The following is a 20032-nucleotide window of genomic DNA, read 5'->3' as shown; positions in this document are numbered from 1 at the left end:
CGCAAAACAAAAAGCCCCGGGCAGGCCGGGGCTTCGTGTGGCAGACAGGGGGCAATCAGAACAGCTTGCGGCCCTTGTTGGCAGCGATGCGCATGCGCAGTGCGTTGAGCTTGATGAAGCCCGCCGCGTCGGCCTGGTTGTAAGCACCGCCGTCTTCTTCGAAGGTGGCGATGTTGGCGTCGAACAGCGAGTCGTCGGACTTGCGGCCGGTGACGATGACGTTGCCCTTGTACAGCTTGAGGCGCACGACGCCGTTCACGTTGACCTGGGAAGCATCGATCATCTGTTGCAGCATCAGACGCTCAGGGCTCCACCAGTAGCCGGTGTAGATCAGGCTGGCGTACTTGGCCATCAGCTCGTCTTTCAGGTGAGCGACTTCGCGGTCCAGGGTGATGGACTCGATGGCACGGTGGGCGCGCAGCATGATGGTGCCGCCAGGGGTTTCGTAGCAGCCACGGGACTTCATGCCCACGTAACGGTTCTCGACGATGTCCAGACGGCCGATGCCGTGGGCGCCGCCGATCTTGTTCAGGGTCGCCAGCACGGTAGCCGGGGACATCTCGACGCCGTCCAGGGCAACGATGTCACCGTTGCGGTAGGTCAGTTCCAGGTACTGCGCGGTGTCGGGGGCCTTCTCCGGGGAGACGGTCCAGCGCCACATGTCTTCTTCGTGCTCGGTCCAGGTGTCTTCCAGCACGCCGCCTTCATAGGAGATGTGCAGCAGGTTGGCGTCCATCGAGTACGGGGACTTCTTCTTGCCGTGGCGCTCGATCGGAATACCGTGCTTCTCGGCATAGTCCATCAGCTTCTCGCGCGAGAGCAGGTCCCACTCACGCCATGGGGCGATGACTTTCACACCTGGCTTGAGGGCATAGGCGCCCAGCTCGAAACGCACCTGGTCATTGCCCTTGCCGGTGGCACCATGGGAAATGGCGTCGGCGCCGGTTTCGTTGGCGATCTCGATCAGGCGCTTGGCGATCAGTGGGCGGGCGATGGAAGTACCCAGCAGGTACTCGCCTTCATAGACGGTGTTGGCGCGGAACATCGGGAACACGAAATCGCGCACGAATTCTTCGCGCAGGTCGTCGATGTAGATTTCTTTGACGCCCATGGCCTGAGCCTTGGCGCGTGCCGGTTCTACTTCTTCGCCCTGGCCCAGGTCAGCGGTGAAGGTCACCACTTCGCAGTTATAAGTGTCCTGCAGCCACTTGAGGATCACCGAAGTGTCCAGGCCGCCGGAATACGCCAGAACGACCTTGTTTACGTCCGCCATGCCATCACTCCACGGGGTTGTACGGAAAGCCGATTAGTCTACCGTTCAAACCCGCAGATTTACAGAGGCGCGACAGCAAATGACGATGAAGCGACAATAACTTTCGCGCGGGCGACCCTTCTGAGCAGCCTTTATAGCTGCGCGGGCGGCTTGGCTTGCGCAGGGCCGGGCTGCGCAGGCGCCTGCCGGGACGCCGGCACGGGTGCCTGTTGTACCGCTTCAGGCGGTACCGCGGGTTGCTCGGCCACGGGCACCCGCGACAACTGGATGTTCACCCGGCGGTTGAGGGCGCGGTTGGCAGCGTTGGTGTTCGGCGCGATGGGGTATTGCTCGCCATGAAAGCGCATGACGATATCGGCTTCGGGCACGCCCCCCGCCTTCAGATAATCCATCACGGCCAGGGCGCGACGGCGCGACATGTCGCGGTTGGTCAGGCGGTTGCCGCTGTTGTCCGAGTGCCCGTCGAGCTCGACATGGTTCACGCTGGGGTCGGCTTTCATGTACGCCAGGATGGTGTCCAGGCGGCGCTTGGCGGCGGCGTCCAGGTCGTTGCCACCGCCTGGAAAGCCCACCTGGGTACGGCTGACCTGGTCGAAGTTCATCGCCAGCAGTTTGCTGGTGCAAGCCTGGAAGTCGGTGTAACCCTGGCTGAACTTCACTGGCAGCACCCGTACTTCCGTCGGGCGCCCGGTTTCCCCGGAAAACGTACGGATGACCGTGCTGCGCCCCTCGATGAGGCCGCCGATCAAGCGGCTGGCCTGCCCCTGGGAACTGCTGAACAGCGTGTCACCGCCGCCCATGCGCACCGAACCCAGGCTGATGTCGCCGCGCCCTGGCTGCCACGGCGCGGCCGCCGCCAGCAAGGTCGCCGAGCCACGGCCCAACAGGCGGCTGTTGGACTTGAGGCTGAACACCGCCCCCTCCCCCGCCCGCTGAACGAATTCACCGGAACCGAAATCGGTGATGGGCTGAACCAGCCGACATTCGAATTGATCGCCTTCGACCTTCCACTCGACATTCTCCAGACGGGTCTGGAAAGTGATTGCCATCGCAGGCAGGCTGGCAAACATACTGAGCAGGGCAAGATAACGCTGGCGCACGGGAGGCTCCACAAATGTGTACGGCATACCTCCGGGCTATCGGTCGGGTCGCGGAAAACTTGATAGCGAGTGCCTGTATCGCCCATTTGCGGTAGCATTCCCCCGAGTTCGAACCGCCTGGAAACCCCCATGTCCGACCGCCTGACCCTCCTGCGTCCCGATGACTGGCACATCCATCTTCGCGATGGCGCCGTGCTGCCCCACACCGTCGGCGACGTTGCGCGCACTTTTGGCCGCGCAATCATCATGCCCAACCTGGTACCGCCTGTTCGCAACGCCGAGGAAGCCGACGCCTACCGCCAGCGCATCCTGGCCGCACGCCCGGCCGGCAGCCGTTTCGAGCCGCTGATGGTGCTTTACCTCACCGACCTGACCACCCCTGCCGACATCCGCGCGGCCAAGGCCAGCGGGTTTGTCCACGCGGCCAAGCTGTACCCGGCCGGGGCCACCACCAATTCCGATTCGGGCGTGACCAGCGTCGACAAGATCTTCCCGGTGCTCGAAGCCATGGCCGAAGTGGGCATGCTGCTGCTGGTGCACGGTGAAGTGACCCGCGGCGAAGTGGACGTGTTCGACCGTGAGAAGCTGTTCATCGACGAGCACATGCGCCGCGTGGTGGAACGCTTCCCTACCTTGAAAGTGGTGTTCGAGCACATCACCACCGGTGACGCCGTGCAGTTCGTCAACGAGGCTTCGGCCAACGTGGCGGCGACCATCACCGCGCATCACCTGTTGTACAACCGCAACCACATGCTGGTGGGCGGCATTCGTCCGCACTTCTACTGCCTGCCGATCCTCAAGCGCAACACCCACCAGGTGGCGTTGCTGGACGCGGCCACCAGTGGCAGCCCCAAGTTCTTCCTGGGCACCGACTCGGCACCTCACGCCCAGCATGCCAAGGAAGCGGCCTGCGGTTGCGCCGGTTGCTACACCGCCTACGCGGCCATCGAGATGTACGCCGAGGCATTCGAGCAGCGCAATGCGCTGGACAAGCTCGAAGGCTTCGCCAGCCTGCATGGCCCGGCCTTCTACGGCCTGCCGGTGAACACCGACACCATTACCCTGGTCCGCGAAGAGTGGACGGCCCCGGCCAGCCTGCCGTTCGGCGAGCTGTCCGTCATCCCGCTGCGCGCCGGTGAAAAACTGCGCTGGCGCCTGCTGGAGAAAACCGCGTGAGTGAAGACCACTTCGACGAAGACCAGGACAACGGCGGTGGCGGCTCACGCCACCCCATGGCAGCGCGGTTTCGCGGTTACCTGCCGGTAGTGGTCGATGTCGAGACCGGCGGCTTCAACAGCGCCACCGACGCGCTGCTGGAAATCGCCGCGACCATCATCGGCATGGACGAGATGGGCTTCCTGTACCCCGAGCACACGCTGTTCTTCCGGGTAGAGCCGTTCGAGGGCGCCAACATCGAGCCGGCGGCGCTGGAGTTCACCGGCATCAAGCTGGACCACCCATTGCGCATGGCAGTCACTGAGGAATCGGCACTGACCGACATCTTCCGCAGTATCCGCAAATCGCTGAAGGCCAATGGCTGCAAGCGCGCGGTGCTGGTGGGCCACAATGCCAGCTTCGACCTGGGCTTCCTCAATGCCGCCGTGGCGCGCAACGACCTCAAGCGCAACCCGTTCCACCCCTTTTCCAGCTTCGACACCGCCACGCTGGCGGGCCTGGCCTACGGCCAGACCGTGCTGGCCAAGGCGTGCCAGGCAGCCGACATCGACTTTGACGGCCGTGAGGCCCACTCGGCCCGCTATGACACCGAGAAGACCGCCGAGCTGTTCTGCGGCATCGTCAACCGCTGGAAGGAAATGGGTGGCTGGGAAGACTTCGACCGTTGATACGCCTCGCCTGATCACCCCGTGATCCCTGCAGGAGCTGGTTTGCCAGCAAGCCTTTCGAGCCCCCAAAGGCTCGCAGGCACGACCGGCCCTGCACCCTCTCATCCCCCGCACATGACCACCCATCGCTCTGACTTAATGCGTTGCGAAGTTGTTTTGACAAGCATTCTCATTACGATTAGTCTCACCGCATCAAGACGACACAGCGACGGTGTGCCCCCTATGTATGTTTGCCTCTGCCAAGGTGTGACCGATGGTCAGATCCGTGACGCGATCTATGAAGGATGCTGCAGCTACAAGGACGTCCGCCAGACCTTGGGTGTGGCCTCTCAATGCGGTAAATGCGCCTGCCTTGCCAAGCAAGTGGTGCGCGAAACCCTCACCGAACTGCAAACTACCCAGGCCGCCCTGCCCTACCCGGTAGAATTTACCGCCGCCTGAAACCCCGAATACTGAAGAACCGGACCGTGTGTCCGGTTTTTTTATGCCTGAAATTCAAGTAGTTACGTTCCGGATGCGGAACTCAAACATTCTTATTCCGATTAATTTTCATATAGTATTCAATAACTTAGGTTTGACAGCGGAAGTTGCGGGGCTCAAACTTCCGGCATTGGCACCCATTACCCAGGACAGGACCCCACCATGAAAGGCGATATCAGCGTCATCCAGCATCTCAACAAGATCCTCGGTAACGAGCTCATCGCCATCAACCAATACTTCCTGCACGCGCGCATGTATGAAGACTGGGGCCTGAACAAGCTGGGCAAGTTCGAGTACAAGGAATCCATCCAGGCCATGAAGGACGCTGACAAACTGATCAAGCGTATCCTGTTCCTGGAAGGCATTCCCAACCTGCAGGAGCTGGGCAAGATCCTCATCGGCGAACACACCCGTGAAATGATCGAGTGCGACCTGAAGATCGAACGCAAGGCCCACACCGATATCAAGGCCGCCATCGCCCACTGCGAAACCACCGGCGACTTCGGCAGCCGCGACTTGCTGGAAGACATCCTGGAAGACCAGGAAGAGCACATCGACTGGCTGGAAACCCAGCTGGGCCTGATCGACAAGGTCAGCCTGGAGAACTACCTGCAATCGGGCATGGGCGAGGACGAGTAAGCCTTACTTCGCCCTGTCCTGCACTGGCCACGCACATCATCAAAGCCCTGTTCGCAGGGCTTTTTTGTGCCCGAACGGTTCCCCAGCTAAAAATGAAGATACTTTCATGTTACCAAAGTAGGGTGCGACAAAGCGCCGCAGACCGCCAAGCACGGGGCTTTCAGCCATTCATACGATTTGCGCAAGTAATCGTTGCAAAAACCGCCTGTTTACTTAGGAAGCTAACAAATTCTATAAAGGAGTCCTGCAGAGCCTTGCTGCAGAACTTGAGAAATTGGAGCTTTCAAATGACTGTAAAAGTAACCGAACGCGACGATTCACACATGTCTCACGAAGGCGTGGCCGCTGGCGTCCGTATCTGGGACGTTTACCAACAGGACCTGTTGGTTGGCATGTTCCACAACGAGAACGACGCTCAGAGCTATAAAGCCGAGCTGGAAAACCTGGAAGCGCAGCGCTCCCAGCAATAAGTCATTTTTATATCGTCACTACTGCCTTCAGTAAAAAACCCCGCCGAAGCGGGGTTTTTCTTTGTGCGGGGTTTACCACATCAGGTCGTCAGGGATCACGTAGGCCGCGTACGGGTCATCGGCGTCCGGTTCCTCGGTCACCACGTTCAGCAAAACGATTCGCTCTGGTGCGCGCTCCTGGATCTTCAGGGCGGCCTCGCGGGGGATCACCTCGTAGCCACCACCATGATGCACGATGGCCAGCGAACCGGAACTCAGCTTGGCGCGCATCAAGGCGTTGACCGACAGGCGCTTGACCTTCTTGTCATCGACGAAGTTGTAATAGTCTTCGGTGGTCAGCTTGGGCAGGCGCGACACCTCGATCAATTGCTTGACCTGGGCGGCGCGGGCTTTCTGCTCGGCCTTCTCTTGCTGCTGGCGGTTCAGCTCCTGGTCACGCTTGACCTTCTCGGCCATCGCCTCCTGGGCCAGGCGCTGCTGGGTGTCGTCGACTTCCACCTGGCCTTTTTGCTCCAGGCGCTTCTGTTTCTGCTGGTTCTTGCTGACTTGCTTGACCTGCTTCTGGTTGACCAGACCGGCTTTCAGCAATTGGTCACGAAGGGAAAGGCTCATGGTACGTGCTCACTTATGCAACGGGCTCAGCCACAGCTGGGCAGGTTTTTTTCCTGGCGTTTGGCGTCGCCCCACAGGGCGTCCAATTCGTCGAGGGTGCAATCTTCAATGGGGCGGTGGGTGTCGCGCAATGCCTGTTCGATAAAACGAAAGCGCCGCTCGAACTTGCCATTGGCGCCGCGCAAGGCGTTTTCCGGGTCGACCTTGAGGTGCCGGGCCAGGTTGACCACCGTGAACAGCAGGTCACCGACCTCCTCGCTCACCGCCGCGTGGTCATCATCAGCCATGGCCTCCAGCACTTCGTCCAGCTCTTCGCGCACCTTGTCGAGCACCGGCAGCGCCGCCGGCCAGTCGAAACCGACGCCTGCGGCACGCTTTTGCAGCTTGGCGGAACGCGCAAGGGCCGGCAAGGCCTGCGGCACGTCGTCGAGCAATGACAACTGCTCAGGGGCCAAGGCCTTCTCAGCGCGCTCCTGGGCCTTGATCTCGTCCCAGCGCAGCTTGACCTGCTCTTCGCTCAGGCGTGGGGTGTCCAGCGGCGCGTAGAGCTCGCCGGTGGGGAAAACATGGGGGTGACGGCGGATCAGCTTGCGGGTGATGCCATCGACCACGCCGTCAAACTCGAAGCGGCCTTCTTCGCGCGCCAGCTGGCTGTAATAAACCACCTGGAACAGCAGGTCCCCCAGTTCGCCTTGCAGGTGCTCGAAGTCGCTGCGCTCGATGGCGTCTGCGACCTCGTAGGCCTCTTCCAGGGTATAGGGAACAATGCTGGCGTAGGTCTGCTTGATGTCCCAGGGGCAGCCGTACTGCGGATCACGCAGGCGGGCCATCAGGCTGAGCAGGTCTTCAAGTGAATACATCTGCAAATCTCTTGGAGCTTCCCGCCCGGCCCTGCAGAGGACAAGGCGGGCCGAGGGGTGAATTAAGGCGTGCGGTTACGCCGGGTCTCGATGATGTTCGGCAGCTGCGAGATACGCCCCAGCAAGCGCCCCAGGGCATCGAGCCCGGGGATCTCGATGGTCAGCGACATCAGCGCGGTGTTGTCTTCCTTGTTCGAGCGGGTGTTGACCGCCAGTACGTTGATGCGCTCGTTGAGCAGCACCTGGGAGACGTCGCGCAGCAGGCCGGAACGGTCGTAGGCACGGATCATGATGTCCACCGGGTAGGTGAGCACCGGCACCGGGCCCCAGCTGACCTGAATGATGCGCTCCGGTTCGCGGCCGCCCAGTTGCAGCACCGAGGCACAGTCCTGGCGGTGAATGCTGACGCCGCGGCCCTGGGTGATGTAGCCGACGATGGCGTCGCCCGGCAGCGGCTGGCAGCAACCGGCCATCTGCGTCATCAGGTTGCCCACGCCCTGGATCTGGATGTCGCCGCGCTTGCCCGGCTTGTAACCGGTGCTGGACTTGCGCGGTATCAGTTCCAGTTGTTCGTTGCCGCGCTCCGGCTCGACCAGTTGCTGGGCCGAGTTGACCAGGTGCGCCAGGCGCAGATCGCCCGCCCCAAGGGCCGCGAACATGTCGTCGGCTGTCTTGTGGTTGGCTTTTTCGGCCAGTTGCTCGAAGTCCACCTGGGGCAGGCCCAGGCGGCTGAGTTCGCGCTCCAGCAGGGTCTTGCCGGCGGCCACGTTCTGGTCGCGGGCCTGCAGCTTGAACCAGTGGACGATCTTGGCCCGCGCCCGCGAGGTGGTCACGTAGCCCAGGTTCGAGTTCAACCAGTCGCGGCTCGGCGTACCGTGCTTGCTGGTGATGATCTCCACCTGCTCGCCGGTGTTGAGGCTGTAGTTGAGCGGCACGATGCGGCCGTTGATCTTGGCGCCGCGGCAATTGTGGCCGATCTCGGTGTGTACGCGATAGGCGAAGTCCAATGGCGTGGCGCCCTTGGGCAGGTCGATGGCGTGGCCGTCGGGGGTAAACACGTACACCCGGTCGGGCTCGATGTCCACGCGCAACTGTTCGGCCAGGCCACCGATGTCGCCCAGCTCTTCGTGCCACTCCAGTACCTGGCGCAGCCACGAGATTTTCTCTTCGTAGTGGTTGGACCCGGACTTGACGTCGGTGCCTTTGTAACGCCAGTGGGCACATACGCCCAGTTCCGCTTCCTCATGCATGGCATGGGTGCGGATCTGCACTTCCAGCACCTTGCCTTCGGGGCCGATGACCGCGGTATGCAGCGACCGGTAGCCGTTCTCCTTGGGGTTGGCGATGTAGTCGTCGAACTCCTTGGGAATGTGCCGCCACAAGGTGTGGACGATGCCCAGCGCGGTGTAGCAGTCGCGCATTTCGGGCACCAGCACGCGCACCGCGCGCACGTCATAGATCTGGCTGAATTCCAGGCCCTTGCGCTGCATTTTGCGCCAGATGGAATAGATGTGCTTGGCACGGCCGCTGATGTCGGCCTTCACGCCGGTGGCCAGCAGCTCGTTCTGCAACTGGGTCATCACATCGCTGATGAAACGCTCGCGGTCCAGCCGGCGCTCGTGCAGCAGCTTGGCGATCTGCTTGTACTGGTCGGGCTCCAGGTAGCGGAAGGACAAGTCCTCCAGTTCCCACTTGATATGGCCGATGCCCAGGCGGTGGGCCAGTGGCGCGTAGATGTCGAACACCTCGCGGGCCACGCGGTTGCGCTTCTCTTCGTCGGCGTTCTTCACCGCACGGATGGCGCAGGTGCGTTCCGCCAGCTTGATCAGCGCCACGCGCACGTCGTCGACCATGGCCACCAGCATCTTGCGCAGGTTTTCCACCTGCCCCTGGCTGCCCAGCACCAGCGACTGGCGAGGGCTGAGGCTGGCGCTGATGGCGGCCATGCGCAGCACGCCGTCGATCAGTTTGGCCACCACCGCGCCGAAGCGCTCGCTGACGTCGGCTACCGTGACCCGGTCTTCGCGCACGGCGCGGTAGATGACGGCTGCCACCAGGGTGTCCTGGTCAAGCTTGAGGTCGGCAAGGATTTCGGCGATTTCCAGGCCCGCCTGGAAACACGACGTACCGTCGGCCCAGGAGTGCTTGGCCATGTTGCCTTGTTGCTCGGCCTGCAAGGCGAACTCGCAGGCTTGTTTCAGGGCCGCACGGTCCAGCGCCAGGTCGACACTGACGATGTGGTCCAGCCACGCATCGAGATTGATACTGCCGTCAGTGTTGATCGGCTGGTGTGCTCTCACCTGTACCATCTTGTTTACCTTCCCTATGACGCGTTGCTAACGCATCAACAGATCGCTGGCTTTGCCCTTCGCGGGGCCGGCAAAGGGCATGCTTTCAAGCACCAGTCGGATTAGACGGACCTTCCTGGTCCGCTTCAAATAACGCCATCGCCTCGACATGCGCTGTCTGGGGGAACATGTCGAGGATTGCGGCACGTTTTAACCGGTAGCCCTGCTTGATCAATTCGACCGCGTCGCGGGCCAAAGTTGCCGGGTTGCAGGACACATACACCAATCGCTTGGCACCCAAGGCCGGCAGGTTCCTGACCACCTCGTACGCACCGTCGCGCGGTGGGTCCAAGAGTACCGCAGAAAAGCCTCCGGCGGCCCACTGTGCCCCCGCCAACGGCTGGGACAAATCGGCCTGAAAAACCTTCACGTTATGCAGATTGTTGCTGAGCGCATTGGCTGCCGCCCGGTCCACCATCACCTGCACGCCCTCGACCGCCACCACGTCCTTCACCCGGGTGGCCAGTGGCAGGGCGAAGTTGCCCAAACCACAGAATAGATCCAGAACGCGCTCCTGGGGTTGCGGGTCGAGCCATGCCAGCGCCTGCTCGATCATCGCCGTGTTGACCGCCTCGTTGACCTGCACGAAGTCACCGGGGCGGTACGCCAGCGTCAGCTGCCAGGGCCCCAGGGTAAACCCCAGGGTAAACCCCAGGGCATTGCTGCCATCGGCCGGTTGCGGCTGGCCTTCGCCTTGCAGCCACAACTGCGCGCCATGGCCGGTGCAGAACGCTTGCAGCGCTTGCAGGTCCGCGTCCGCCAGGGCTGCGGTGTGGCGTACCAGCACGCACAGGTCAGTACCGGCGAACAATTCCACGTGGCCAATGGCCTGGGGTTTGCCCAGGCTGCCGAGCACCGCGGGCAAGCCGCTCATGATCGGTTGCAAGGGCTGTACCAGCACCGGGCAATCGGCGATGGCGACGATGTCCTGGCTGGCGGCGGCACGGAAGCCAACGTCCAGCCTGCGGGCTTTCTGATCCCAGCGTACGGCCACCCGGGCGCGGCGCCGGTAGCCGAATTCGGGGCCCGTCAGCGGGGCTTCCCATTGTTCGGGCACAAGGTTGCCAGCACGCTGCAGGTGCTCGGCGAGCATGCGCTGTTTCAGTGCCAACTGTTCTTCGCGGGGTACATGCTGCACGCTGCAACCGCCGCAGCGGTCGACGTGGGCACACGGTGCCGGGCGGCGCATGGGGCTGGCCTTGAGCACCTTTTCGGTGCGTGCTTCCACCACCTTGCCATGGGCATTGAGCACCCGTGCTTCCACCTGCTCGCCCGCCAGGGCGCCCAGCACGAACCAGGTGCGGCCTTCCAGAAAGGCAATGCCACGGCCATCGTTGCTCAGGCGCTCGATGTCCAGGCGTTGCTTCTTGCCGGTGGGCACTTGCACGGCCCGCTGACCGCCCGCAGGCTGAAAGCGCAGGCCGACGTTCTTCTTAGCCATCAGTGCGCCGCATCGAAAATGCCGCTGGACAGGTAGCGGTCACCGCGGTCGCAAATGATCGCGACGATGGTCGCGTTTTCCAGCTCCTGGGACAAACGCAGCATGGCCGCCACGGCGCCGCCGGAGGACACACCACAGAAGATGCCCTCTTCACGCGCCAGGCGGCGTGTGACGTCTTCGGCTTCGGCCTGGGCCATGTCGACGATGCGGTCGACGCGGTCGGCCTGGTAGATCTTGGGCAGGTATTCATGGGGCCAGCGGCGGATGCCGGGAATGGCCGAGCCTTCCATGGGCTGCAGGCCGACGATCTGCACCGCCGGGTTCTGCTCCTTGAGGTAGCGCGACACGCCCATGATGGTACCGGTGGTCCCCATGGAGCTGACGAAATGGGTGATGGTGCCCTGGGTCTGACGCCAGATCTCGGGGCCTGTGCTCACGTAGTGGGCCTGGGGGTTGTCGCCATTGGCGAACTGGTCCAGCACCTTGCCACGGCCTTCGGCCTGCATGCGCTCGGCCAGGTCGCGGGCGCCTTCCATGCCCTCCTCCTTGGTGACGAGGATCAGCTCGGCGCCGTAGGCAGTCATGGCCGCCTTGCGCTCGGCAGTGGAGTTGTCGGGCATGATCAGGACCATCTTGTAGCCCTTGATCGCCGCCGCCATGGCCAGGGCGATGCCGGTGTTGCCGGAGGTCGCTTCGATCAGGGTATCGCCGGGCTGGATCTGCCCGCGCGCTTCGGCACGGGTAATCATCGACAGCGCCGGGCGATCCTTCACGGAACCGGCCGGGTTGTTGCCTTCGAGCTTGAGCAGAAGGGTATTGCTGGTCTCACCGGCCAGGCGCTGCAAGCGCACCAGCGGCGTGTTGCCGACGCAATCGGCGATGGTTGGGTACTGCAGGGTCATGGCGAATTCGCAATCCGGACTGCGGGGCCGCCTATCATACCGGCAAACGCCTTCAGGCCATATCACGCAAAGTGCGCGGCTCATTCCATTGAGTTATAAGCCGCTGGAATGCGCAGGTTCAGTCGCAGCCCGGCGCCACTGTTCTGCGCCCACAAGGTGCCGCCCTGGCGGGCCAGGGCGTTGCGCGCGATGCTCAGGCCAAGGCCGAACCCGCCGTCGCCCGGGCGCGAGCCATCCAGGCGGATGAAAGGGTGAAAAATACGCTCCAGGTCGCGCTCGGCCACGCCGCCGCCCTGGTCTTCCAGCCACACCAGCCACTGGTCGCCTTCACGACGGCCGGCCAGGCTGATCACCCCACCCGGGGGCGAGTGGCGGATGGCGTTGCGCAGGATGTTTTCCAGCGCCTGGGCCAGGGCGTTGAGGTTGCCCTGCACCCAGCAATCGGCACTGACCCGGCATTGCAACTGGCTGCTGGGCCAGCCACTTTCGTAGCAGGCGTTTTCCGCCAGCATGTCCCACAGCGCCTGCACCTGGATGGGTTCCAGAGCGGGCGCAGTGCGCTCGGTGTCCAGCCAGGCCAGCTGCAGGGTGTCGTCCACCAGCCGTTGCATGCCCTGCACTTCGCGCTGTACCCGGTCGCGCAGGCGCGCGCAGTCCTGCTCACTGTCACCGGCCACCCGCAGCCGGCTCAAGGGCGTGCGCAGCTCATGGGAAAGGTCGCGCAGCAATTGGCGCTGCAGGGCCACCGTGCTTTGCAGGCGCTCGGCCATGTGGTCGAAAGCCCGCCCCAGCTCGCCCAGTTCGTCGCCGCGGCCAGTGGCCTGGGCCGTCAGGCGGCCCTGCAAGGGGTCGGCGCGCCAGGCATTGGCTTGCTCGCGCAGGCGGTTCAGTGGCGCGATCAATAAACGGTAGAGCCCCATGCACAACAGGAAGGTGAACACCCCGGGGATGATGCCGGTGATGGTCAGGTGCCACAGCAAGGCATAGCGGCCCGGCATGAAACGCTCTGGCAGTTCGATCACCAGGCTGCCCGCGCCAGCGTCGTGGGGGAACGGCACGCGCATCCACGGCAGCAGTTGCGAGCGTCGGCTGACGGGCCACTCCAACCCTCGCAGAAAGGTCAGACGCTGGCTCTGAGCGGCCGTCCAGGGGGTGCTGCCCAAGGGTTGCAGGTCTGGACCGATGACCGCCACCCAACCATTTTCACGCTGGCGCATGGCGGCCAGCCAGCGGTCGACGCCCTCCGTGCCTGCGTCTTGCCAGGCTTGTTCGGCTTGTGCGGCATAACCCTTGAGCGCCTGGCGGGCCTCGGACGACAGGAAGGCGTTCTGGGTTTCCATGTACCGCCCCCACGACCAGCTCAACCAGATCATCAGCAGGCAGAAGGCGACCAGCAGCACCACCAGCTTCCAGAACAATGAATGACGGCCTGGCATGTCAGGCATCCTCGCCGGGGCTGAGCACGTAACCCTTGCCCCACACGGTGCGTACCTGCCTGGCCTGGTAGCCGGCAGCCTTGAGTTTGCGGCGGATCTGGCTGACGTGCATGTCCAGGCTGCGGTCATGCTGGGCGTAGCCGCGCTGCAAGGCGTGCTGGTACAGAAAGGCTTTGCTCAGCACTTCGTCGGCGTGGCGGTTGAGGGTGTCCAGCAGGCGAAATTCGCTGCGGGTCAGGCCCGCGGCGCGGCCGGCGAAAGTCACGTCGAAATGCAGGTCATCGAACTGCAGGTCATCACTTTCCGGGCGCACAGGGCCCTGGCTGCGCCGGCGCTCCAGGGCCACGCGCCGCAGGATGGCCTCGACCCGCACCTGCAGTTCATCGACGCTGAACGGCTTGGGCAAATAATCATCGGCCCCGCGGCGAAACCCGCTGATACGATCGGCCTCCGCCCCCAGCGCCGACATCAGTATCACCGGCGTGGCCGAGTGCTCGCGCAGGTGCTGCAGCACGTCCAGGCCGTTCATGCCGGGCAGCAGAATGTCCATCAGGACCACGTCGAAGCCCTCGCCCCGGGCCAGGGCCAGCCCGTCCTGGCCATTCTGGCACCAGGTAACCTGAAAGCCGCTGCGCCCCAATTGCTCGTGCACATAGGCACCCAGCACGGGGTCGTCCTCAATGGCAAGAATGTGGCCAGCACAGTGGGTTGCAGGATTCATTGGCATCTGGGAGTGATTATCAATCAGTGATTATCAGTGATCCCAGTGCTAGCAAGCAACCACCCTTTGTCCAGCGGCTTACAGGGGCAAAGCGCTATCAATCATCGCCTCTAGTACCTGGCGAATAGGCGGCGCCGGGTCGGGCAGGCCTTGCAGCATCAAGCTTTCGGACAGCGCCGTGAACAGCATGGCCAAGGCTGGGCGTGGCATCGGCGGCTGCTTGCCACGGTTGTTGAAAATGACCTCGATCAGGCGCCCCAAGGCTTCGCTGTTCTGCCGGTGCAGCGCGTGGTAGTGGGGGGCGAAAGCAGGGTCGCGGGAAGCCATCAATTGCAGTTCGACGTCCAGAACCACACAGGCCTTGTTGTGCTTGAGGTTGTCGATGTACTGCACCAGGCCCTGGCTCAGTTCGGCGGGCGAGGCATCGGCGTTCAGCACACTGCTCAACCGCTCGATTTCCACCCCTTTGAAACGCTGGGTCAGCGCCAGGAGCAGCTCGGCCTTGCTGGCGAAATTGGAAAAGAAAGCCCCCTTGGAAAACCCCGCGGCCTCGGCAATATCACTGACGCTGGCGCCGTGGTAGCCCTTGCTGACCATCAAGTCGGTGGCCGCCTGGAACAGTTTTTCACGGGTGTGCTGCTGCTTCTCTTCACGGCCCATTCTGGTTTTGATCAACGCTCGTTCTCCCCACGCGCTAACCCATCATGGTAACGCAGCTGGCAGGGTACAGCGCAGCAGCGATTAAATACCAATTGATATCCGGATACCGATTGGTATTTAATCGACCTCATGCCACGCACAGCACCTCATCGTCCGCCTGGCTCTACAGGAAGATCATCCAATGGAATGTGTATTTGTCACCGGTGCTACCGGCCTGTTAGGCAGCAACACCGTACGCGCCCTGTTGCACCGGGGCATTCGGGTCAAGGCCCTGGTGCGGTCCCAGGAAAAAGCCCGCAGGCAATTCGCGGGCCTGCCTGTGGAATGGGTACAAGGGGACCTGGCGCGCACCGAAGCCTTCAGCCATCACTTGCAAGGCTGCGACACCCTGATCCACACCGCCGCCTACTTTCGCGACAGCTACAAGGGTGGCCGGCACTGGCAGGCCCTGTACGATACCAATGTCACTGCTACCGAGCGCCTGTTGAGCGCCGCCTACGCCGCCGGTATCGGCCGCGCCGTGCACGTGTCGTCCATTGCAGTGCTGCACGGCCGCTCTGGCCAGGTGATCGATGAAACCATGTCGCGCCCCGAACAGGGTGCCGACGACTACTACCGCAGCAAGATCCTGGCCGAGCAGGTGGTGCAGCGTTTCCTGCGCCATCATCCGGACATGAAGGTAGCCATGGTGCTACCCGGCTGGATGTTCGGGCCAGGCGACATCGGCCCCACGTCGTCCGGCCAGTTCCTGATGGACTACGTGGCCGGCAAGCTGCCGGGCGTGCTGCCGGGCACGTTCTCGGTGGTGGATGCCCGGGACGTGGCCCTGCACCTGCTGGCCGCCGCCGAACGTGGGCGCAGTGGCGAACGCTACCTGGCGGCCGGCGTACACATGGACATGGCCAGCCTGCTCAAGGTGCTGGCCGAGGTCAGCGGCGTACCGGCCCCGCAGCGGCAGGTACCACTGGCCCTGCTGCGCGTGATCGCCGCGGGGTATGAGCTGTACCACCGGCTCAGCGGCAAGCCGGTATTGATCAGCCCCGCCACCGTACGGCTGATGGCCCAGGAGCGCGGCCGCACCCACTTCAGCCACGTCAAAAGCCGCCACGAACTGGGCTGCAGCTTTCGGCCCGTGGCGCAAACGCTGGCCGACACGCTGGGCTGGTACCGGGCGCAGCCGCATGCCGAAGGGACGGGGGCTGCAACCCAGGCACGGTGAAACCGGCGATAAAGCGCTACAAAGGATGCATGCACGCCCCCGGCAAGGTATTTTGCCATGGGCGCGCGACAGTTCGCGTCCATTTCGGGTAGCCAAAGCAGGGAGACAGGCGTGCTGAAAAGACTGGGGATCAAGAGCCGCGTGCTCCTGTTGGCACTGTTGCCGGCGACCTTGATGGCCGTGTTGCTGGGCGGCTATTTCAGCTATGTGCAGCAGGCTGAACTGCAGGCCCAGTTGCTGCGCCGCGGGCAAATGATCGCCGAGCAACTGGCGCCGCTGGTCGCCCATGGCATGGCCAGGACCGACAAGCCGCTGCTGGAACGCATCGCCGCCCAGGCGCTGGAACAGGCCGACGTGCGGGCCGTGTCGTTCCTGGCCCCCGACCGCTCGCCCCTGGCCCACGCCGGCCCCAGCATGCTCAACCCGGTGCCCATCGGCAGCAGCACCCATTTGCTGCTGCGCAGCGGCAACGACGCCACCCGCTACCTGCTGCCGGTGTTCGGCCGCCACCGCGACCTGGCCGGCGACGTGGTGCCGGGTGAGGATGACCGCCTGCTGGGCTGGGTAGAACTGGAACTGTCCCACGACGGCACCCTGTTGCGCGTCTACCGCGGTCTGTTCGCCAGCCTCATGCTGATCGCTGGCGGCCTGCTGGCCACCGCCCTGCTGGCCGTACGCATGAGCCGCGGCATCAACGGCCCCATCAGCCAGATCAAGCAGACCGTGATCCAGCTCAAGGACGGCAACCTGGAAAGCCGCTTGCCCGCCCTGGGCAGCCACGAACTGGACGAACTGGCCGCTGGCATCAACCGCATGGCCGAGACCCTGCAAGGTGCCCAGGAAGAACTGCAGCACAGCGTCGACCAGGCCACCGAAGACGTGCGCCAGAACCTGGAAACCATTGAAATCCAGAACATCGAACTGGACCTGGCGCGCAAGGAGGCCCTGGAGGCCAGCCGAATCAAATCCGAGTTCCTGGCCAACATGAGCCATGAAATCCGCACGCCGCTCAACGGCATCCTGGGTTTCACCCACTTGCTGCAGAAAAGCGAGCTCACCCCGCGCCAGCTCGACTACCTGGGCACCATCGAAAAGTCCGCCGACAGCCTGCTGGGGATCATCAACGAGATTCTCGACTTCTCGAAAATCGAAGCTGGCAAGCTGGTGCTCGACAGCATTCCGTTCAACCTGCGTGACCTGCTGCAGGACACCCTCACCATCCTGGCCCCCGCCGCCCACGCCAAGCAGCTTGAACTGGTAAGCCTGGTGTACCGCGACACCCCGCTGTCGCTGATCGGCGACCCCCTGCGGCTCAAGCAGATCCTTACCAACCTGGTGAGCAACGCCATCAAGTTCACCCGCGAAGGCACCATCGTCGCCCGGGCGATGCTCGAAGATGAAAACGATGACGGCGTGCAGTTGCGCATCAGTGTGCAGGACACCGGCATCGGCCTGTCCAGCCAGGATGTGCGCACCTTGTTCCAGGCCTTCAGCCAGGCTGACAACTCGCTGTCCCGCCAGCCCGGCGGTACCGGCCTGGGGCTGGTGATCTCCAAGCGCCTGATCGAGCAGATGGGCGGCGAGATCGGAGTGGAAAGCGCCCCGGGCGAGGGCTCGGAGTTCTGGATCAGCCTGCGCCTGCCCAAGGCCCGCGACGACGCCGAAGACCAGCCCGGTGAGCCGCTCAAAGGCCGGCGCATCGCCATGGTCGAGCACCACGACCTGGCCCGCCAGGCGTTGCACCATCAACTCGAAGACCTGGGCATGGAGGTCAGCACCTTCGCGTCGGTGGAAAAACTGGTGGGCGGCATCAGTGCCGCGCACCTGGCCGGGCAGCCCATCGACCTGGCCGTACTGGGCCTGACCAGCTATGACATCGGCCCTGACCGCCTGGCCCCACAGGTGCGTGATATCGAGAAACTGGGCTGCCACGCCCTGGTGCTGTGCCCCACTACCGAGCAGACGCTGTTCCATTCGGCCATGCCCAACCCGGACAGCCAACTGCAGCCCAAACCGGCCTGTACACGAAAATTGCGCCGTGGCCTGAGCGACCTGATCAACCCCAAGCGCCTGCGCGTGGACACTGCCCAGCCGTTAGGCAACCGCGCGCCACGGGTGCTGTGCGTGGACGACAACCCCGCCAACCTGCTGTTGGTGCAGACCCTGCTCGAAGACCTGGGGGCAGAGGTGCTGGCCGTGGACAGCGGCTACAGCGCTATCCGGGCGGTGCAGGATTCACGCTTCGACCTGGTGCTGATGGACGTGCAGATGCCCGGCATGGACGGCCGCGAAACCACTGAAAAGATTCGCCTGTGGGAGGCCACCCAGACGGGGCCGGCGTTGCCCATCGTGGCCCTGACGGCCCATGCCATGGCCAACGAAAAGCGTGCATTGCTGCAAAGTGGCATGGACGATTACCTGACCAAACCCATCAGCGATCGACAACTGGCCCAGGTGGTGCTCAAGTGGACCGGCCTGGTGCTGCGCACGCGCACCACCGAGCGTGCCGAATGGGTAGCCGAAGACGACGTGCTGCATGTGCTCGACCCCGAGGAAGGCTTGCGCCTGGCCGCGGGCAAGGAAGACCTGGCCGCCGACATGCTGGCCATGCTGCTGGCCTCGCTGGAAGATGAACGCCGCGCCATCAAGGCGGCCCGCGATGCCCAGGACCACACCCTGACCATCGAACGGGTGCACCGCCTGCACGGGGCCACCCGCTATTGCGGGGTACCGCAGCTGCGCGCGGCGTGCCAGCGCAGCGAGACCCTGCTCAAGCAGGACGACAGTGCTGCCACGGCAGCCCTGGACGACCTGGACGCGGCCATTCTTCGCCTGGCCGAACACGCCCGCTCCAGCGCCTGACTCGCCGGTGGGGCCTGTACCGAACCCGGTGAGACCGGGTTCGGTACAAGCCAGGTCCGCGGACAACACTGACCCCAAACAATAACCCCGCCCCCCAACCCGCTACACTCATGGCCCGAGCCCGCTGCCCAAGGAACCCTCGCCCATGCGCACCCTTCTGTTCGGCGCCCAGCCCTACGACCGCGACAGCTTCCTGACCGCCCCGCGCGACGCCGCCATCGACCTGCATTTCCAGCCCGCGCGCCTGACCGCCGAAACCGCGCCCCTGGCCGCCGGCCATGAGGTGGTATGCGCCTTCATCAATGACGACCTGGGCGCCGAGGTACTGGCCCAACTGGCCGCCGGCGGCACCCGCCTGATCGCCTTGCGCTCGGCCGGCTACAACCACGTGGACCTGCCCGCAGCCCAACGCCTGGGCCTGGCCGTGGTACGGGTGCCCGCCTATTCGCCCCATGCCGTGGCCGAACATGCGGTGGCGCTGATCATGGCCCTCAACCGTCACCTGCACCGCGCCAGCAACCGCACCCGTGATGGCGACTTCACCCTGCACGGCCTGACCGGCTTCGACCTGGTGGGCAAGACCGTGGGTGTGATCGGCACCGGCCAGATCGGCGCTGCCTTCGCACGCATCATGCACGGCTTCGGCTGCACACTGCTGGCACATGACCCTTATCCCAACGAGGCCGTGCTGGCCCTTGGCGCTCGTTACCTGCCGCTAGACGACGTACTGAGCCAGGCACAGATCATCAGCCTGCACTGCCCGCTCACCCCCACCAGCCACCACCTGATCAACGCCGCCAGCCTGGCCCGCCTGCAACCGGGTGCCATGCTGATCAACACCGGCCGTGGCGCCTTGGTGGACACCCCGGCGCTGATCGACGCACTGAAAAGCGGCCAGCTGGGCTACCTGGGCGTGGACGTATACGAGGAAGAAGCGCAGCTGTTTTTCGAAGACCGTTCCGACCTGCCCCTGCAGGACGATGTGCTGGCCCGGCTGCTGACGTTTCCCAACGTGATCATCACCGCGCACCAGGCCTTCCTGACCCGCGAGGCCCTGGCCGCCATCGCCAGCACTACCCTGGCGAATATTTCCGACTGGGGGCGTGGTTCGCCGCAGAATCTGGTCGAGGCTTAGGCAGGCGGCCGTGCTAGCATGTCGCGCAGA

The 20032-nt window shown here is 63.7% G+C and carries 18 protein-coding genes; 8 read left to right on the top strand and 10 right to left on the bottom strand.

The window, feature by feature from the left end; all coding sequences use genetic code 11:
- Positions 1–55 precede the first annotated feature (55 nt).
- Both QBK88_RS10430 and QBK88_RS10425 read right to left on the bottom strand, forming a co-directional pair.
- Positions 56–1273, bottom strand: a complete 1218-nt coding sequence (locus QBK88_RS10430; protein ID WP_277961983.1) for an argininosuccinate synthase — start codon at positions 1271–1273, stop codon at positions 56–58.
- Between the two features lie 131 nt (positions 1274–1404).
- On the bottom strand, positions 1405–2373 hold the full coding sequence (locus tag QBK88_RS10425) for a flagellar protein MotY (RefSeq protein WP_277961982.1): 969 nt from the start codon (positions 2371–2373) through the stop codon (positions 1405–1407).
- 129 nt (positions 2374–2502) lie between these two features.
- On the opposite strand from QBK88_RS10425, the gene pyrC reads away from it, so the two are divergent.
- The 5 genes from pyrC to QBK88_RS10400 all read left to right on the top strand — a co-directional run bounded on the left by pyrC (position 2503) and on the right by QBK88_RS10400 (position 5806).
- Positions 2503–3549 (top strand): dihydroorotase, encoded by a 1047-nt coding sequence (gene pyrC / locus QBK88_RS10420; protein WP_277961981.1) that lies wholly within the window; start codon positions 2503–2505, stop codon positions 3547–3549.
- Positions 3546–4217 carry a ribonuclease T gene (gene rnt / locus QBK88_RS10415; RefSeq protein ID WP_277961980.1) on the top strand — a complete coding sequence of 224 codons (672 nt, stop codon included), beginning with the start codon at positions 3546–3548 and terminating at the stop codon, positions 4215–4217. Before pyrC ends, rnt begins: the two co-directional genes overlap by 4 nt.
- Positions 4218–4439: 222 nt before the next feature.
- Positions 4440–4658: a bacterioferritin-associated ferredoxin gene (locus tag QBK88_RS10410; RefSeq protein WP_277961979.1), complete on the top strand. Its 219-nt coding sequence runs from the start codon at positions 4440–4442 to the stop codon at positions 4656–4658.
- Between the two features lie 201 nt (positions 4659–4859).
- Positions 4860–5336: a bacterioferritin gene (gene bfr / locus QBK88_RS10405; RefSeq protein WP_268149094.1), complete on the top strand. Its 477-nt coding sequence runs from the start codon at positions 4860–4862 to the stop codon at positions 5334–5336.
- A 287-nt stretch (positions 5337–5623) separates the two neighbouring features.
- Positions 5624–5806: a hypothetical protein gene (locus QBK88_RS10400; RefSeq protein ID WP_277961978.1), complete on the top strand. Its 183-nt coding sequence runs from the start codon at positions 5624–5626 to the stop codon at positions 5804–5806.
- Positions 5807–5878: 72 nt separating this feature from the next.
- Here QBK88_RS10400 and QBK88_RS10395 read toward each other — a convergent pair whose 3' ends face one another.
- The 8 genes from QBK88_RS10395 to QBK88_RS10360 all read right to left on the bottom strand — a co-directional run bounded on the left by QBK88_RS10395 (position 5879) and on the right by QBK88_RS10360 (position 14801).
- Positions 5879–6418 carry a DUF2058 domain-containing protein gene (locus QBK88_RS10395; RefSeq protein WP_268149092.1) on the bottom strand — a complete coding sequence of 180 codons (540 nt, stop codon included), beginning with the start codon at positions 6416–6418 and terminating at the stop codon, positions 5879–5881.
- 26 nt (positions 6419–6444) lie between these two features.
- Positions 6445–7278: a nucleoside triphosphate pyrophosphohydrolase gene (gene mazG / locus QBK88_RS10390; RefSeq protein WP_277961977.1), complete on the bottom strand. Its 834-nt coding sequence runs from the start codon at positions 7276–7278 to the stop codon at positions 6445–6447.
- Between the two features lie 62 nt (positions 7279–7340).
- Entirely contained in the window at positions 7341–9587 is a 2247-nt protein-coding gene (relA, locus tag QBK88_RS10385; protein WP_268149087.1) for a GTP diphosphokinase, read from the bottom strand.
- An 85-nt stretch (positions 9588–9672) separates the two neighbouring features.
- Entirely contained in the window at positions 9673–11067 is a 1395-nt protein-coding gene (gene rlmD, locus QBK88_RS10380) for a 23S rRNA (uracil(1939)-C(5))-methyltransferase RlmD (RefSeq protein WP_277961976.1), read from the bottom strand.
- A complete protein-coding gene (cysM, locus tag QBK88_RS10375) occupies positions 11067–11969 on the bottom strand; it encodes a cysteine synthase CysM (protein WP_277961975.1) in 903 nt (300 codons plus the stop codon). Before cysM ends, rlmD begins: the two co-directional genes overlap by 1 nt.
- Positions 11970–12049: 80 nt before the next feature.
- On the bottom strand, positions 12050–13405 hold the full coding sequence (locus tag QBK88_RS10370) for a sensor histidine kinase (RefSeq protein ID WP_277961974.1): 1356 nt from the start codon (positions 13403–13405) through the stop codon (positions 12050–12052).
- A 1-nt stretch (position 13406) separates the two neighbouring features.
- Entirely contained in the window at positions 13407–14126 is a 720-nt protein-coding gene (locus tag QBK88_RS10365; protein ID WP_277961973.1) for a response regulator transcription factor, read from the bottom strand.
- A 78-nt stretch (positions 14127–14204) separates the two neighbouring features.
- Positions 14205–14801 (bottom strand): TetR/AcrR family transcriptional regulator, encoded by a 597-nt coding sequence (locus QBK88_RS10360; protein ID WP_277961972.1) that lies wholly within the window; start codon positions 14799–14801, stop codon positions 14205–14207.
- 166 nt (positions 14802–14967) lie between these two features.
- On the opposite strand from QBK88_RS10360, the gene QBK88_RS10355 reads away from it, so the two are divergent.
- The 3 genes from QBK88_RS10355 (at position 14968) to QBK88_RS10345 (ending at position 20002) form a co-directional block, all read left to right on the top strand.
- Positions 14968–16005 carry an SDR family oxidoreductase gene (locus QBK88_RS10355; protein ID WP_277961971.1) on the top strand — a complete coding sequence of 346 codons (1038 nt, stop codon included), beginning with the start codon at positions 14968–14970 and terminating at the stop codon, positions 16003–16005.
- Positions 16006–16116: 111 nt separating this feature from the next.
- Positions 16117–18867, top strand: a complete 2751-nt coding sequence (locus QBK88_RS10350) for a response regulator (RefSeq protein WP_268149074.1) — start codon at positions 16117–16119, stop codon at positions 18865–18867.
- A 145-nt stretch (positions 18868–19012) separates the two neighbouring features.
- Complete coding sequence (locus QBK88_RS10345; protein WP_277961970.1) at positions 19013–20002, top strand: 2-hydroxyacid dehydrogenase; 990 nt, start codon at positions 19013–19015, stop codon at positions 20000–20002.
- Positions 20003–20032: the final 30 nt, after the last annotated feature.

Origin of the sequence: Pseudomonas sp. RIT-To-2, from assembly GCF_029623465.1 — a bacterium.
Lineage (GTDB): Bacteria > Pseudomonadota > Gammaproteobacteria > Pseudomonadales > Pseudomonadaceae > Aquipseudomonas > Aquipseudomonas silvicola.
This window is presented reverse-complemented; position numbering and strand designations above follow the sequence as displayed.

What these genes read in the sequence shown, in the direction of transcription:
- QBK88_RS10430 (WP_277961983.1), bottom strand. Translation starts at nt 1,273, where the DNA reads ATGGCGGACGTAAACAAGGTCGTTCTGGCGTATTCCGGCGGCCTGGAC.
- QBK88_RS10370 (WP_277961974.1), bottom strand. Translation starts at nt 13,405, where the DNA reads ATGCCAGGCCGTCATTCATTGTTCTGGAAGCTGGTGGTGCTGCTGGTC.
- bfr (WP_268149094.1), top strand. Translation starts at nt 4,860, where the DNA reads ATGAAAGGCGATATCAGCGTCATCCAGCATCTCAACAAGATCCTCGGT.
- QBK88_RS10365 (WP_277961973.1), bottom strand. Translation starts at nt 14,126, where the DNA reads ATGAATCCTGCAACCCACTGTGCTGGCCACATTCTTGCCATTGAGGAC.
- QBK88_RS10355 (WP_277961971.1), top strand. Translation starts at nt 14,968, where the DNA reads ATGGAATGTGTATTTGTCACCGGTGCTACCGGCCTGTTAGGCAGCAAC.
- relA (WP_268149087.1), bottom strand. Translation starts at nt 9,587, where the DNA reads ATGGTACAGGTGAGAGCACACCAGCCGATCAACACTGACGGCAGTATC.
- QBK88_RS10400 (WP_277961978.1), top strand. Translation starts at nt 5,624, where the DNA reads ATGACTGTAAAAGTAACCGAACGCGACGATTCACACATGTCTCACGAA.
- rlmD (WP_277961976.1), bottom strand. Translation starts at nt 11,067, where the DNA reads ATGGCTAAGAAGAACGTCGGCCTGCGCTTTCAGCCTGCGGGCGGTCAG.
- QBK88_RS10410 (WP_277961979.1), top strand. Translation starts at nt 4,440, where the DNA reads ATGTATGTTTGCCTCTGCCAAGGTGTGACCGATGGTCAGATCCGTGAC.
- pyrC (WP_277961981.1), top strand. Translation starts at nt 2,503, where the DNA reads ATGTCCGACCGCCTGACCCTCCTGCGTCCCGATGACTGGCACATCCAT.
- QBK88_RS10345 (WP_277961970.1), top strand. Translation starts at nt 19,013, where the DNA reads ATGCGCACCCTTCTGTTCGGCGCCCAGCCCTACGACCGCGACAGCTTC.
- QBK88_RS10395 (WP_268149092.1), bottom strand. Translation starts at nt 6,418, where the DNA reads ATGAGCCTTTCCCTTCGTGACCAATTGCTGAAAGCCGGTCTGGTCAAC.
- mazG (WP_277961977.1), bottom strand. Translation starts at nt 7,278, where the DNA reads ATGTATTCACTTGAAGACCTGCTCAGCCTGATGGCCCGCCTGCGTGAT.
- cysM (WP_277961975.1), bottom strand. Translation starts at nt 11,969, where the DNA reads ATGACCCTGCAGTACCCAACCATCGCCGATTGCGTCGGCAACACGCCG.